This is a genomic window from Hyphomicrobium sp. B1 (assembly GCF_049532635.1).
Taxonomy (GTDB): Bacteria; Pseudomonadota; Alphaproteobacteria; order Rhizobiales; family Hyphomicrobiaceae; genus Hyphomicrobium_B.
Genome location: NZ_CP134871.1, coordinates 2,042,531 through 2,056,072 on the forward strand (window position 1 = coordinate 2,042,531; position 13,542 = coordinate 2,056,072).

Sequence of the window (13,542 nt, forward strand, 5' to 3'; positions counted from 1 at the left end):
CGACGCCATCATGACAAAAGCCAGTTTGTTGTAAACCGGAGGCGAGCGAACGTGACGCTCATCGAACGCAATGACCACCCGCGCCGCGATGAACGTTCGCGAACGCCCGGGGGCCGCGCGCTCGATGCGTCGGCCGGATCCAATATCGTCGCGTTCGACTTTCCCAAGGCGCTCAATCGGGCGGCAAACATCGCCGGACGAGCGGTTGTGCTTCCGCCGTTCAAGATCGAAACGCCATTGGACACCGCAAAGAATGCTTCCCAAAAGCTTCTCTTTGTAGCCATCGCAATTTCGGTTGCATTGCACGGTGGAGTCATTGCCTCGATGTTTATGGGAAAATCTGGCGAGCAATTCGGCACGCTTTCCGATAACACCGACACCTTCAGCCTCTCAATGGAGCAGTCGGTCGTTCTCGAGTCGATCTCGACGGAAAGCGTGCAGATGGCATCAGCCTCTGCAGCGGCGTCTCAGGCCGGGAGCATCCAAGCTGCGGAATCGAAACCGCAAGAGCTTGCGGAGTTAGAGAACGATCCGCTCTCAGATGAACCGCCGCCGAAGCCGATTGATGTTGCCGACGTCACTCCGGCCGCGCTGACGCCGACGGACGATCCGCTGCCGGTTATTCGCGGTGGGGGTATCGAGCAAGCGGTAAGCGAGATCAAGGCCCATCAGATCGCTGAAACCGAGGTCACGGAAATGCCGGAGGCGGTCGAAACGAAGGAAGACAGCCCCGCGAAGGCAGAAAAGAAAAAGGAAGTCGAAAAAGAAAAGAAGACCCCGCAGCAGGAGTCGCATGCTCAGGTGGCTGGCAGTTCCACGTCGCGTTCTAATGCATCTCAAGCTTCGGTAAGTGGCCGGGTTTCGGCGAGCCGGGGAAATGCTTTGAGCTATGGTGCGCGTGTCCGCGCACAACTTACACGCAATAAGCCAACAAGCATTGGCGTCCGCGGCACGGTCCGCGTTTCATTCGGTATCGCCGCCGACGGCGGCATTCGATATCTCAAGATTTCGGAGTCTTCAGGCAGCGCGACGCTCGATGCCGCCGCGCTGACTGTTATTCGTAAATCGGCGCCGTTCGGCGAGCCGCCGGCGGATTTGACGCCAACGCAGCTCGCCTACGTCATTCCGTTTTATTTCCGCTGAGCCGATCCTTTGGCCGGCGCCGTCTGCGCACGAGCAGCGGCTGAATCTTCCATCAGCTCGTACCACATGGCGTTGAGGACGGCGAAAGCGGCTGCCAGCGGAAGGCCGAGAAGCCAAGCGAAATACCACATGATAGTTCTCTCCTTTCTAGTGGCTTAGTAAGCGTGCCCGTGGCCGTCACGGATCGCCTTCTCGTCAACTTTTCCCCACATCACGTGATAGACCCACGTCGTGTATGCGATGATAATCGGCACGAAGATCACCGCGCAGACGAGCATGATGAAGAGCGTCAGGTGGCTCGACGATGCATCCCAAACCGTCAAGCTCGACCGCGGGTCGATGGAAGACGGCAGAAGAAATGGGAATATCGAAACGCCAACCGTCGTAATGATTCCGGCGATGGAGAGTGACGACGCCAAAATCGTCGCGATTTCCCGTCGGGCGTTCATGAAGACGTAGGTAGCGCCGGCGCCGATTATTCCGAGTACGGGCGCTAGGATCGTCAGCGGATACGAGCCATAGTTAGTGAACCACGCACCCGACGCTTTGGCGACAGTCTTTGCCAGCGGGTTAGACGGTCCTACCGGGTTGACCGTGCTCGTGATCTGATAACCATCGATTCCGAGCCACAGCACGACACCGCCGATAACGAAGAGTGCGATGGTCGCAAGAGCGGCGACGCTTCCAAAGCTGCGGGCACGGTCAGCGACCGGACCCTCTGACTTTAATATGATCCACCCGGCCCCGTGCATTACGAGCATGGCGACGGAGACCAATCCGCAGAGCAGGGCGAACGGATTGAGAAGCTCGAACAGCGTCGTGCCGTCATAGAAGATCCGAAGATCGCTGTTGAAGTGGAACGGCACGCCGCGCAGGACATTGCCGACCGCGACGCCGAAGATCAACGCCGGAACGGCACCGCCGACAAACAGCGCCCAATCCCACGTTTCGCGCCATCTGGTACCTTCGAGTTTCGAGCGGTACTTGAACCCGACCGGCCGCAAGATCAACGCGAACAGAATGGCGAACATCGCAAGATAGAAGCCGGAGAACGAAACCGCGTAGAGCGGCGGCCAAGCGGCGAAGATTGCACCGCCTCCGAGGATCAGCCAGACCTGATTACCTTCCCAAGTCGGTCCGATGCTGTTGATCACCACACGGCGTTCGACGTCTGTTTTGGCAACGAACGGCAACAGAGCCGCGGCACCGAGGTCGAAACCGTCCATGACGGCAAAACCGATCAGCAGAATGCCGAGCAGCAGCCACCAAATGATACGGAGCGTGTCGTAATCTATGAACTGATGCAGGATCATTGATCTACTCCGCAGCGACGAGATTGGGAGAAACAAGAATGGCTTCCGGATTGTCGTCGGGTTGGGGACCGGCGCGAACCGCACGAACCATGAGGCTCATCTCGACGATGAAGAGAACCGAGTAGAGCGCAATAAAGCCGAGAAGCGTTAGGAGTACGGTGAATGCACCGAGGCTCGAAACGGCGGCGGCGGTCGGGAGAATGCCCTCGATGATCCACGGTTGCCGCCCGAACTCGGCAACGACCCATCCGAGTTCCGCCGCGATCCACGGCAGCGGAATGGCGAAGGTCGCGATGCGAAGCAGCCAGGGATAATGGTCAAGCCGCCTGCGCGCCGACAGGTAGAAGAACGTCGCCATCAAAACGATGAAGAAGAAGCCCAAGCCGACCATAATGCGGAACGCCCAGAACAAGGTCGGCACGCTCGGTATCGTATCAATGGCGGCTTGTTCGATCTGCGCATCGGTCGCTTTGCGAGGATCATCGACATAACGCTTCAGCAGAAGCGCATAGCCCAGATCGTTGCCATTCTTCTCAAGTGCGTCGCGCGCCGCCGGAGGAATCGTGGACGGATCTCCAGCCGCACGTATTTGCTGAAGTGCATCGTATGCCAGGATGCCGTTGCGGATCCGCGTTTTGGCGCTGTTGACGAGTTCGTCGATGCCCGGAATTTGCGTCGTCAGTGAGCGGGTGCCGATCAGGCCCATGACCCACGGGACACGGACGGCGTAGTGCGTCTCACGGGTTTGCTGGTCGGGGAAGCCAAACAGTGTAAAGGCTGCGGGCGCAGGTTCCGTTTCCCACATCGCCTCGATGGCTGCGAGCTTCATTTTCTGATGTTCGCTCGACAGGTAGCCGCTTTCATCGCCAAGCACGACGACTGAAAGCGCCGCCGCTAGGCCGAACGAAGCAGCGACCGTCATGGATCGCTTGGCGAGCGCGACATGGCGACGATTGTATAGGTACCAAGCGGAGACACCGAGAACGAAGACGGAAGCCGTAACGTAGCCGGCCGAAACCGTGTGCACGAATTTCGCCTGCGCCACCGGATTGAACACGACATCGAAGAAGTTCGTGACTTCCATACGCATCGTCTGCGGATTGAACGATGCGCCGACGGGATTCTGCATCCAGCCGTTTGCGATCAAAATCCAAAGCGCCGAGAAATTCGATCCGGCCGCGACGCACCATGTCGCGACGAGATGGCCGACCTTCGACATGCGATCCCAGCCGAAGAAGAAGAGACCGACGAATGTTGCTTCCAGGAAGAAAGCCATCAGACCCTCGATCGCGAGAGGCGCGCCGAAGATATCGCCGACGTAATGGCTGTAATAGCTCCAGTTCATTCCGAACTGGAATTCCATGACAAGGCCAGTCGCAACGCCGACCACGAAGTTGATGCCGAACAGCGTGCCCCAGAATTTCGTCATCTGTCGCCAGATATGGCGACCGGTCATCACATAGACCGTCTCCATGATCGCGACGATGATCGAAAGTCCAAGCGTCAACGGGACGAACAAGAAGTGATAAAGCGCCGTCGTCGCAAATTGCAGGCGCGAGAGCGCCACTATGTCAAGTTCCATCTGCTTTCCCGACTCCCGGTCGGCCTCCTTCCGAAATGACGGCGCTGAAGAAACGCCGCCGGAACAATTGTCGTCAGTCCTGTCTCAGGGTCGAGAGCAGGGCTTCGAATTGAGAATCTCCGCGCGACGCTTGACCGATCACCCGCCCGTCCTTCATTGCAATAAGACGATCGGCGATTTCGGCTTCCCTGCGGATATGCGTCGCAATGAGCAGTGTGCATTGTGCCGCGTTTGCCGACAGCCGCCCAAGGACGTCACGTGCCGTCGCGTCATCGAGGCCTTCGGTCGGTTCGTCTAAAAGCCAAAGTGGCGTTTCCCGAAGAAAAAGCCGCGCCAACGCCAAGCGGCGTCCCTCGCCGCCCGAAAGCCCGAGCCCGTCCTCGCCTAGGCGCGTGTCGAGGCCGTCCGGAAGGGCGTCGAGATAAGGCTTTAGTCCGGCGGACATCATGGCGCGTCTCAGGCAATCATCATCGGCGGTAGCATTCGCAAGTCGAAGATTGTCACGAAGGGTATCGGTGAAAAGCTCGGTGCGTTGTGTGAGAAGCGTCGAAGGGACACTTCGAACTGCACCATGATCGGGAGAAAGTTCGCCCGCTATGACGAATATCAAAGTCGATTTTCCAGATCCGCTGCTCCCGATCAGAGCAACGCGTTCGCCAACCCGGAGTGATAGGGTGATATTTTGGATCGCAGGCCGGTCCGCATGCCCGTAATGGACCGAGACCGCATCCAGCACGCATGCAATGCCTGACGGTGGCGATGTCACAGAAGCATAGGCAGGCGGTTCGAGGCGAACTGCAACACGGCGCGCGGCAACGCAGGTCCGTCCAAGCTCGATGGCACCCCGACGCAAGGCGGAGAAGGGCTCAAGCGCGGCGATCGCGACAAGGACAGCGAGCGCCATTATGGGCGCACCAATTTCGGCATGCCGGGCAAGCAAAAGCGTGACGAAAAGCGCCGAGGCGATGAGAGTGGCGCTGACGATGCCAAGCGCTGCACCGGACGCGACCTCAGCGAGATTAAGCTCGCTGTCGGCATCCGAGAGCTTCCGATCCGCCTCGGCGATGGCACGGCGCTGTGCTTCAATCCGCCCGGACATGACAAGGTCGGTTTGTCCCGAGACCAAATCGATAACGCGAGATCGTAGTGCTTCAAGCGCAAGAACGCGCCGTTGTGCGGGGCGTTCGGCAACCCGCGCAGCGATCAGCGGAATGCCGAGCCCGGCAATGACGAGAAACGCCCCAAAACCAATGCCGGCGGCAGGGAGTATCGCGCCGAAGCACAAGCCGATGGCCAATGCGGCGGCGATGGCAGCGGCGGCCGGAACGAACACGCGTAGATAAAGGGAGTCGAGCGCATCGATATCGTGCGTTAGACGAAACAAGAGCGCCGCGGGGCGCATACGCAAACTTTCCGCCTCCCGCATGGCCGCTGAGCCGCGAAAGAGCCGTTCGCGAAGTTCCGCCAAAACGCTGAGCGTCGCGTCGTGCGTAACGAGGCGTTCGCCATATCGGCTGACCGTCCGCGCCAATGCGAAGAACCGGATGCCGGCAGACGGCGAAAAGACGTCGAAGGCCAAAGCGGTCGCTGCACTCAGTCCAGCAATCGCCGTTGCCGTGATGAACCAGCCTGAAAGACCAAGCAGCGCCAGACCGCATAATGTGGTTGCAGCGCTGAGGCCCAAGCCGAACAGAAGCTTGCCACGCGGTCCACGCCAGAAAAGCGAAAGTATAGGCGCTAGGTCCCGCGAAACTCTGCTCATGCCGCTCTCTCCAGCGGCCGGTTACCCAAGCGCACGATGCGATCCATGCGCCGCGCCAATGTCAGATCATGTGTCGCGAGGATCATTGTCTTGCCGCGACCAAGTGCGATCAGGCTGTCCGCTATGTCGTTTGCTGTTTCGGCGTCGAGATGCGCCGTCGGCTCGTCGGCAAGGATAATCCCGGCATTAGGGCGAGCGGCGATCCTGGCAATGGCGAGCCGGAGAGCTTCGCCGCCGGAAAGGCCGACGCCGTTCTCGCCGATGGCATGTGCGCCCCGCGCGACGGCGAGCGCGCCGAGCTTTGCGAATTTCAATGCGTCGGCGATGCGCGCCCTATCGATATTCCGGCCAAGCGCGACGTTGCTTGCAAGCGTTCCGGCGAAGATGTGCGGCCGCTGACCGATCCAGGTCATACCGGAGCGCAGGTTTGCGGCGGTATTGTCGGTAAGACTTTGGCCGTCGATCAATATTGTTCCTGCTGCCGGACGCGCGAGGCCGGCTATCAGCGCGAGGAGTGTCGACTTTCCGGTGCCGCTCGGACCGAGCAGCGCCACATGTTCCCCCGGTGCGATGGACAAGTCGAAGCGATCGAAGACCAATCCATCGTTGTCGCCGTACCGAAATGACAGTTTGTCGATCCTAATGGCGGGAGCGCTGGTCAGATCTGCCACCGCGGCTTTCGAATGGGTGATCGAACCAGGGATCGTACGCCCGGATGTCGACAGTCGGTTAAGTTCGTCGATCGCGGCGCGCCCTGCAGCGCGATCGTGCCAGACGGCGGACAGCTCGCGAAGCGGCTCGAAGAACGCCGGCGCCAGAAGCAGAATGAACAAGCCTCCGCTCAAGCCGAGATGCACACCCCACGTGCCGAAGCTCAGCTGCCCGAGGAGATAGAAGCCGATGTAAACGGCAACCATCGCCACGCCGAGCGCCGCAAACAGTTCAAGCACGGCTGAAGACAGAAAGGCGATGCGCAGCACGGCCATCGTCCGCGTGCGCAAGTCTTCGGCATTGGTGCGAAGCCGTTTCGCCGTCGCGTCGACTGCTCCAAGCGAGCGGATCGTAGTGATGCCACGCAACCTGTCGAGAAGGAAGGCATTCATGTCGCCTGTCTTCGCGAGTTGCGCTTCGCTCGCTTCCTGCGCGCGCCAGCCGATCAATGCCATGAAAACCGGAATGAGTGGCGCCGCGAACAGCAGCACGATGGCAGCCGCCCACGACAGCCACAGGACGACAGCAAAAAGCACGATGGGCACGACTACGGCGCGCAGCTTGGCAACCTCGAAGCGCGCAACGTAAGGCACGATCATCTCGGCTTGCTCGGCAATAACGCTCGCAGCTTTGCCAGCTTCAGGACGTTCGATATCGAGTGGTGAACGTTCGGCGAGCGCAGTGACGGCCTGTTGCCTCAGTCGGCTCGCTACGCGGCGCCCCGCACGAAAGGCCATGCGGCTTCCAAGGCTATCGAGTACGGCTCTTAGAATTCCTATCGCGAGAACCCCGAAAGCTGCCCACGCACTGCTGGTTGATGCGTCTCCGTTCGCCACGTCGCCAATGGTCATGGCAATAAGGGCGGCCTGAGGTACCCACAGCAGCGAGGCCGCAATCTGCAGCGCCGCGCTTTTTCCATGGACGGTCGTCTTTAAGCGTGCCGGCTGCGCCGATTGACGCGCGTTTTCTGCAGCGACGGCGGCTTCTGACGCCATTCCTTTGGTCTTTCCCCGGAAAAGTATCTCGATCAATAGAGTGCAATCAGGCGACGATAATTGACTAATATCAAAACTTGGCTACCAGATTTTACATTCAAAAAAACCTTTATCGACGAGAATATCTCTTCTGGAGCCGCCAATGAAAGCGGTCCTCGCCGCACGATCGCAATTGAGCTAAAATTTACATCGCTGATTGACGCGCCAGTTCAAACAGTCTGCTAGCGTCATAAGAGATCAGTCGGAAAAGAAGAACGATTTAGAAAATGCGTCTAACGAGCGTGCGCACCTTTGCAATTGCACCCGTGATACTCTCGATGATATCGGCGGCATCAGCCCAGGAACCGAATTTTAGCGCTTATGCGCAAGCCGCATTTCTCCCGTTTTTGAACGCAAACGATGGAGAACTCCGCCGTTCGCCGTCACTGGGTATTTCATTTGGAGAGCGCTTCCATAGAGGCACGTTGGATACCGGATCTACAGGTGTGGTCGTTGGCGCGACTTCGATACCAAACATTGATCAGCTACCGAGAATTTCAGATGGCCAATTGACCTACACCAGCTCGGGCCGCATCATGCGAGGCCATTGGGTTCGCACCGCATTTACGATCGTGGGAGGCCGCGATAGCGCCATTCAAGTGGAAGCGATGCCGGTGCTTGCCGTTGAGCGCGTTGATTGCTTGCCGCGGGCAAGAGATTGCGATCCAAACGAAGATGTCAGCCGAATTGCAATGATCGGTATTGGCTTTGCGCGCGAGGGAGACAGGCAAAGTCAAAGTACGCCAGACAAGAACCCGTTTTTGCATGTCGTCTCGAACAATTCCAGGCAACGGCATGGGTATGTTTTGACGGCCAGTGGCGTCTACGTTGGTTTGTCGGCCGTCAATACAAGCGGCCATTTCGAGTATGTAAAGCTCGACCGCAACAAAGAAGATACTGATTGGTCGCCGATACCGGCTTGCATCTCGATTAATGGGAAGACGCCGCCGGCTTGCGGACCCCTTTTAGTGGATAGCGGGGTTGGTTCGGCATTTATGACGTTGCCACCGTGGCAGTCATCCCAAGCGAAGCTTCAGCCCGGCGATCAGGTTGCCGTCGCGGTTCCGCGCGGAGAATCCTCTCTACCGCTTTACAGTTTCAAGATTGATGATGGTCATCCGCTTACTCCCGAAAAAGTTCACCTGAGATTGTCGCCGGATCGCACGTTTCTGAACACGAGTTTCCATTTCTTAAACGGCTTCGATTTTCTCTACGACGCTGACGGCGGCTATGTTGGATTTCGCCGACGTAGCACCGGAACTCAGGCAATTCGGTAGGCGAGGAACCATAAATGGGTGTGATGCATCGTTTCAGCTACGCTTTGATTTGTTCGGCTTGGGCGATTATTCCGCAGATCGCTCTGGCGGACACCAGTCAAGTGATCAAATCCTGGTGGACAGATGCAGGATGGTTGACAGAACTGCGTCAACACGCCGATGGGGCTCGCGTGTGCGCGACCGGAAAAGCCTTCAAGGAGGGCCGACCCTTTGGTTTGTCGATTGTCAAAAGCGGTCCCGTGACGCTCATCACGTTGGTAGATGAAAAGCAGCCGCCGAGCCGTGCGGGCAAGATGACGTTCTCCGATCAGGGTACGACATTTGGAGATTTATTCGTTACGCCTGCGGGTCCCGCTTTCGCAACGACGGAAGGCGAGAGCGAGCAGACGTGGAATACCATTAACAGGCTTCCAGCACAGCCGCTGTCGATCGGCATAGACGGTAGCGAGTACTCAGCAGATCTTACCGGCATCGACCAAGCGCGCGAGCAGCTCAAAGTATGCGAGACGGAAGCATCGCGTTGAACTGCGATGGCGTCAGTCCAGAACAGCCCAACGCTTGAACCAGGACGTCATCTGCTTCCATGCATCCTTGGCGGCATCTGGCGTATAGCTCGGGCGGTAATCGGCATGAAACCCATGTGGCGCGCCGGGATAGATCTTGAACTCAGCTGTTTTTCCGGCGGCAGAAAGTGCGGCCTTCATGGTTTTAACCTGCTCAGGCGGAATACCCTGGTCGGCGCCGCCGTAAAGCCCGAGGACAGGGGCTTTCATTTCCGACGCAAGCTCGATTGGACTTTTCGGCCAGATCGCTTTTTGCGCGGCAGGATCGACAAGTGAGCCATAGAAAGCAACCCCGGCTTTAACGTTCGGGTTCGTCGCGCAATAGACCCAGACCGTTCGTCCGCCGCGGCAGAAGCCGACGATGCCGAGGCGAGAAGTATCGCCGCCCTGGCTCTTCGCCCAGCGGACCGTCGCGTCGAGATCGGAAATGAGCTGCCCGTCAGGCTTTGAATTGACGAGCGGGATCAGAGCATGGATGTCGCTGATTTTCGCGAGATCCCCCAACCGGAAATAATAGTCGGGTGCGACCGCGAGGGCGCCGAGCTTCGCCAACCGACGGACGACATCCTTGATGTATTCGTGCAGACCGAAGACTTCCATCGCGACCAGAATGACGGGTGGATTGGCAACGCCAGCTGGCTTGGCGAAATATGCGGGCATCGCGCCGTCCGCTGTTTCGATCGTTGCGGCTCCGGCGTCGAGGCCTTTAGTGTCGGTAACAATCGCGGCAGCACTGACCGGGCCAGCTGCGAGCGTGTAACCGGCGGCAGCGGCGGCCGACGTTGTCATGAAGCGGCGGCGGGAGAGCTTCGCGCGCCGGATGAGCCCGATTATGTCGGATGCAAGATGATCGCTGACGCGCATGATGGCCTCCCTATCGAGATGCGACGGCCCGATGGCTCGGTGTCGCGATGATATATCGATCTCGATGAAGGGGAAACGACGTCCAGCGCCACGGCTATCGGCTTATTTCTGTGCCGTGTCGCGGGGATGCTTGCCGTCTTCCGGCGTGATCACAACCGTCGACGTCCGTCCGGCGACCAGACGGACGCCCTCTGGCACGTGGTCAAGTGCAATGCGCACGGGAATACGCTGCGCCAAACGAACCCAGCTGAATGTCGGGTTGACGTCGGCCAGCAAGTTCGAGCCGGCACTACGGTCGCGATCCTCGATGCCTCCGGCAATGCTCTGGACATGGCCCAGGATCGGTCTGTCCTCACCCATCAGGTGTACGACGGCTTTGTCGCCGACTTGGATGAGCGGCAACTTAGTTTCTTCGAAGTAGCCTTCGACGCGCAGGGAATCATTGTCGATCAGGGCCGCCACGCCCTTGCCCGCGGTGACATAGTTGCCGGGCTGCAGGTCGAAGTTCGTGATCGGGCCGTTGACCGATGCGCGGACTTCCGAACGCTCCAGGTTGAGCTTCGCGAGGTCGCGATCCGCTTCGGCTTTATGTAAATCCGCTGCAGCCTGAGCCTGCGTAGCGATCACCTGTTCGACCTTCTGATCCGAGACAGAAAGATTCGTCAGATTTTTATAGCGCACCAGATCCTTTTGCGCGGCTTCGAGTGCCGCCTTGCGGCCCTCGACATCGGCTTCAGCCTGCCTCAGCGCAAGAAGATAACGGTCACGGTCTATCTGAAACAGAACGTCGCCCTTGTGGACGATCTGGTTGTCGCGAACCATCACTTTGGTCACGAGCCCGGAAACGTCTGGTGCAATCTCGACGACGTCGGCGCGAACGCGGCCGTCGCGTGTCCAGGGTTCGAGTTCATAATGAACCCAAAGCAGCCAGCCGGCGAATACGGCAGCCCCGACGAGCGCAAGTGTCGTGCCGTAGCGTATGAAGGTTTTTAGGCGTGGGTTCATGACTGAGCCTGAAAGAGGAAGAGGACAGTCGCGCAAAGAATGCAAACAAACATTGAAAGATTGAAGAGCGACCTATGCCAGATGTACTGATATGCGCCGACGGCGCGGAGGACGCGCGAGACCGCCACCATAACGACATACGAGATGACGGAGCACGCGAGAACGGACGGCACGAAGATGCCGAACAGACTGATTTCCTCGTTCATTGCGCAGCCTCGAGCAAGACCGGAGCGTGGGGCAAATGAGGAGGCGAGCGGTCCGGGAAGAGGCTGCGCCGCAGGCCGACGAGGCCAAGCAACGCCGAGCGCGCAGACGCGCCATGCTCGTTTCGAACGACCGCCAGCGCGCGATTGACCGCAGCAAGAAGCAAGTCCGGCGCCGGCACCGTGGACTTGTTCTGATAATAGCGCTTCAGCATGAGAAGCACGGCATCGATGCGCCGCCGCGAGTAAGGCGTAAGCCCGATACGCGATCGCCGGAGATCAAGGATGTTGAAACCTTCCCGCAACTCTCCGATCGCGCCAGGAATCCGGTGTTCTGCAGCTTTTGCTCGCGGTGCAAGAAGAACAAGACGGTCGAGCATGACGCCGGTCAGCCGCGCCTCGTCGCGTGCGGTCTGAGCATCTGCGATCTCCGCCAGCGTCTCCTTGTTGGCGACCGCGAGTCGGCGAATACTCCATTCGGCGCCAAGTGTACGCAGCATTGAAGCCGTCGTCGCGGCAAGGATGACGCCAACAGACGTAGCGATGCTGCTGTTCCAGAACGTCGACGTGTCGACCTTGAAAGTCACCTGTAGGCCCATCATCGCAGCCACGCAGATTGCCAAAGCGAGCCCCATGAATAACGTTTCGGGTTTCGAAATGCATAACCCGAAAAAGATGAGAGCCGGAGCCAGCACAAGCGCGAGCGTTTCGAAATTGTGAACGTGAGGAAGAATGCCGAAGACGTATAGCGCCGCAATCCCGATAGAAACGACGGAGCACTTCGCGAACATGACGATAGACGGCACCGGATTATCTTGCGCCGAGAACAGATTGCCCGCCACGGCAGCCATCAACACCGCATAGCCGCCCTCCGGCCAGGACAGCAGAATCCAAAACGTGCAGCAGATGGAAATCGTCGCGAAGCTGACGACCGCTGACAACATCGCAAGGCCGTGATCGTAATGATGGACCAGGGCAGCCCGCTCGGCGATAGGATAGGTATACGGTCTCGATATATGATTGGACGCCTGCTCAACGCTCTTTAGAATGTCGAGGCAATCCGATCGGATCGCGGCAAGGTCGCCCAACCGGATAAGAAGGCTGAGCTCCACCAGGTCGTGCCAGCTGCGATGAGCGCGGGTTGAGTCGACGCAGGCTTCGATATCGCTTCTCAAGCGATCGAGCTCTTCGGCATCGGTTCCGCCGGCCGCAAGCCATTTATCCATCCGATCGACGAGCTGCTGTGCCGCGCGCGATGGGCCACCTAGCAAGGAAAGCTCATGAAGTCGGTCCGCGATCGAGGACAGAATGGGAATAAGCATCAGCATGCGCGGCCGGACATCACGAATGAGTCGCAGGAACTCCGGGTGGCCTCCCGCATCATAAATGAGGTGCGTGCTGAGATTTTCGATTTCGCCTGTATCGCCTGCAAGCTTCAGCCGATGCCGGTCGGGCTCGGCTCCGGTCCGCAACTGCAGCGCATCGCGGGCGCTCACGTCCGCGTTGGCAAGCCAAGCTTTGAGTCGCAGTGCGATCACCGGCGCAACAGGGCGCGGCAAGATGATGCTTGAGACGACGGCAGCACATAGAATGCCGACGATGATCTCTTCGGTCCGCGCCAGCGCCACGTCGAAAATCGTGCCCGGTACGTCCACCGTCGGAAAGCCGATCAGCGCTGCAGTGTAGCCTGCAAGCATGAAGATGTAGCTTCGCGGCGTGCGGTCGAGCATGGCGATATAAAGACAGCCTGCGGACCAAAGACCCAGAGCGATGATCAGCAGGATCGGGGTGTTGACGAGATTGGGCACCATCGCGATAGCGGCTGATGCACCAAGCAACGTACCGATGACGCGAAAGATAGCTTTGGATCTCGTCGCGCCCGATAGCGGGTTTGATGCGATGTAAACCGTTGCGATCGACCAATAGGGATTAGGCAGCGGAAGCCACAGTGCGATCAGCAGCGCCAGTAAGGCGGCAATCGTCGTCTTAAACGAAAAAATCCACTGCTGTAGAGCCGGGAAGGCCATCGCACATCCTGTTTGAGAGCAACTAAAACGAGGTTTGACGAATTTCGATCTTGAACAT

The 13,542-nt window shown here is 58.7% G+C and carries 12 protein-coding genes; 3 read left to right on the plus strand and 9 right to left on the minus strand.

Annotation, left to right across the window (positions count from 1 at the left end; translation table 11 throughout):
• Window positions 1-51 precede the first annotated feature (51 nt).
• A complete protein-coding gene (locus RLW55_RS09820; RefSeq protein ID WP_423416319.1) occupies window positions 52-1,143 on the plus strand; it encodes a TonB family protein in 1,092 nt (363 codons plus the stop codon).
• Here RLW55_RS09820 and cydX read toward each other — a convergent pair.
• The 5 genes from cydX to cydD all read right to left on the minus strand — a co-directional run bounded on the left by cydX (window position 1,131) and on the right by cydD (window position 7,506).
• A complete protein-coding gene (gene cydX / locus RLW55_RS09825; RefSeq protein WP_081741001.1) occupies window positions 1,131-1,274 on the minus strand; it encodes a cytochrome bd-I oxidase subunit CydX in 144 nt (47 codons plus the stop codon). The two genes, RLW55_RS09820 and cydX, sit on opposite strands and share 13 nt — an antisense overlap.
• A 24-nt stretch (window positions 1,275-1,298) precedes the next feature.
• The gene (cydB, locus tag RLW55_RS09830; protein WP_409560918.1) at window positions 1,299-2,456 is read right to left on the minus strand and encodes a cytochrome d ubiquinol oxidase subunit II; all 1,158 of its coding nucleotides are present in this window, start codon (window positions 2,454-2,456) and stop codon (window positions 1,299-1,301) included.
• Window positions 2,457-2,460: 4 nt separating this feature from the next.
• On the minus strand, window positions 2,461-4,038 hold the full coding sequence (locus RLW55_RS09835) for a cytochrome ubiquinol oxidase subunit I (protein ID WP_414463824.1): 1,578 nt from the start codon (window positions 4,036-4,038) through the stop codon (window positions 2,461-2,463).
• 73 nt (window positions 4,039-4,111) lie between these two features.
• Window positions 4,112-5,800, minus strand: coding sequence for a thiol reductant ABC exporter subunit CydC (cydC, locus tag RLW55_RS09840; protein ID WP_423416320.1), 1,689 nt, complete (start codon window positions 5,798-5,800; stop codon window positions 4,112-4,114).
• Entirely contained in the window at window positions 5,797-7,506 is a 1,710-nt protein-coding gene (cydD, locus tag RLW55_RS09845) for a thiol reductant ABC exporter subunit CydD (RefSeq protein ID WP_423416321.1), read from the minus strand. The genes cydC and cydD overlap by 4 nt, the downstream gene beginning before the upstream one ends.
• Window positions 7,507-7,787: 281 nt before the next feature.
• Between cydD and RLW55_RS09850 the strand changes: the two genes are divergently transcribed.
• Together RLW55_RS09850 and RLW55_RS09855 are read left to right on the plus strand one after the other, a co-directional pair.
• The gene (locus tag RLW55_RS09850; RefSeq protein ID WP_423416322.1) at window positions 7,788-8,822 is read left to right on the plus strand and encodes a hypothetical protein; all 1,035 of its coding nucleotides are present in this window, start codon (window positions 7,788-7,790) and stop codon (window positions 8,820-8,822) included.
• Between the two features lie 14 nt (window positions 8,823-8,836).
• Window positions 8,837-9,346, plus strand: coding sequence for a hypothetical protein (locus RLW55_RS09855; protein ID WP_423416323.1), 510 nt, complete (start codon window positions 8,837-8,839; stop codon window positions 9,344-9,346).
• A 12-nt stretch (window positions 9,347-9,358) separates the two neighbouring features.
• On the opposite strand, the gene RLW55_RS09860 is transcribed toward RLW55_RS09855, so the two are convergent.
• From RLW55_RS09860 to RLW55_RS09875, 4 genes are all read right to left on the minus strand, one after another.
• Window positions 9,359-10,249 carry a dienelactone hydrolase family protein gene (locus tag RLW55_RS09860; protein WP_423416324.1) on the minus strand — a complete coding sequence of 297 codons (891 nt, stop codon included), beginning with the start codon at window positions 10,247-10,249 and terminating at the stop codon, window positions 9,359-9,361.
• A 102-nt stretch (window positions 10,250-10,351) separates the two neighbouring features.
• Entirely contained in the window at window positions 10,352-11,254 is a 903-nt protein-coding gene (locus RLW55_RS09865; RefSeq protein ID WP_423416325.1) for an efflux RND transporter periplasmic adaptor subunit, read from the minus strand.
• Window positions 11,251-11,460, minus strand: coding sequence for a DUF1656 domain-containing protein (locus RLW55_RS09870; RefSeq protein WP_013949329.1), 210 nt, complete (start codon window positions 11,458-11,460; stop codon window positions 11,251-11,253). The genes RLW55_RS09865 and RLW55_RS09870 overlap by 4 nt, the downstream gene beginning before the upstream one ends.
• The gene (locus tag RLW55_RS09875; RefSeq protein ID WP_423416326.1) at window positions 11,457-13,484 is read right to left on the minus strand and encodes an FUSC family protein; all 2,028 of its coding nucleotides are present in this window, start codon (window positions 13,482-13,484) and stop codon (window positions 11,457-11,459) included. Before RLW55_RS09875 ends, RLW55_RS09870 begins: the two co-directional genes overlap by 4 nt.
• Window positions 13,485-13,542: the final 58 nt, after the last annotated feature.

Bases quoted from the DNA above. Each gene is read 5' to 3' on its own strand.
- cydB (WP_409560918.1), bottom strand. From the start codon at position 2,456: ATGATCCTGCATCAGTTCATAGATTACGACACGCTCCGTATCATTTGG.
- cydC (WP_423416320.1), bottom strand. From the start codon at position 5,800: ATGAGCAGAGTTTCGCGGGACCTAGCGCCTATACTTTCGCTTTTCTGG.
- RLW55_RS09865 (WP_423416325.1), bottom strand. From the start codon at position 11,254: ATGAACCCACGCCTAAAAACCTTCATACGCTACGGCACGACACTTGCG.
- RLW55_RS09855 (WP_423416323.1), top strand. From the start codon at position 8,837: ATGGGTGTGATGCATCGTTTCAGCTACGCTTTGATTTGTTCGGCTTGG.
- RLW55_RS09870 (WP_013949329.1), bottom strand. From the start codon at position 11,460: ATGAACGAGGAAATCAGTCTGTTCGGCATCTTCGTGCCGTCCGTTCTC.
- RLW55_RS09835 (WP_414463824.1), bottom strand. From the start codon at position 4,038: ATGGAACTTGACATAGTGGCGCTCTCGCGCCTGCAATTTGCGACGACG.
- cydD (WP_423416321.1), bottom strand. From the start codon at position 7,506: ATGGCGTCAGAAGCCGCCGTCGCTGCAGAAAACGCGCGTCAATCGGCG.
- RLW55_RS09875 (WP_423416326.1), bottom strand. From the start codon at position 13,484: ATGGCCTTCCCGGCTCTACAGCAGTGGATTTTTTCGTTTAAGACGACG.
- RLW55_RS09860 (WP_423416324.1), bottom strand. From the start codon at position 10,249: ATGCGCGTCAGCGATCATCTTGCATCCGACATAATCGGGCTCATCCGG.
- cydX (WP_081741001.1), bottom strand. From the start codon at position 1,274: ATGTGGTATTTCGCTTGGCTTCTCGGCCTTCCGCTGGCAGCCGCTTTC.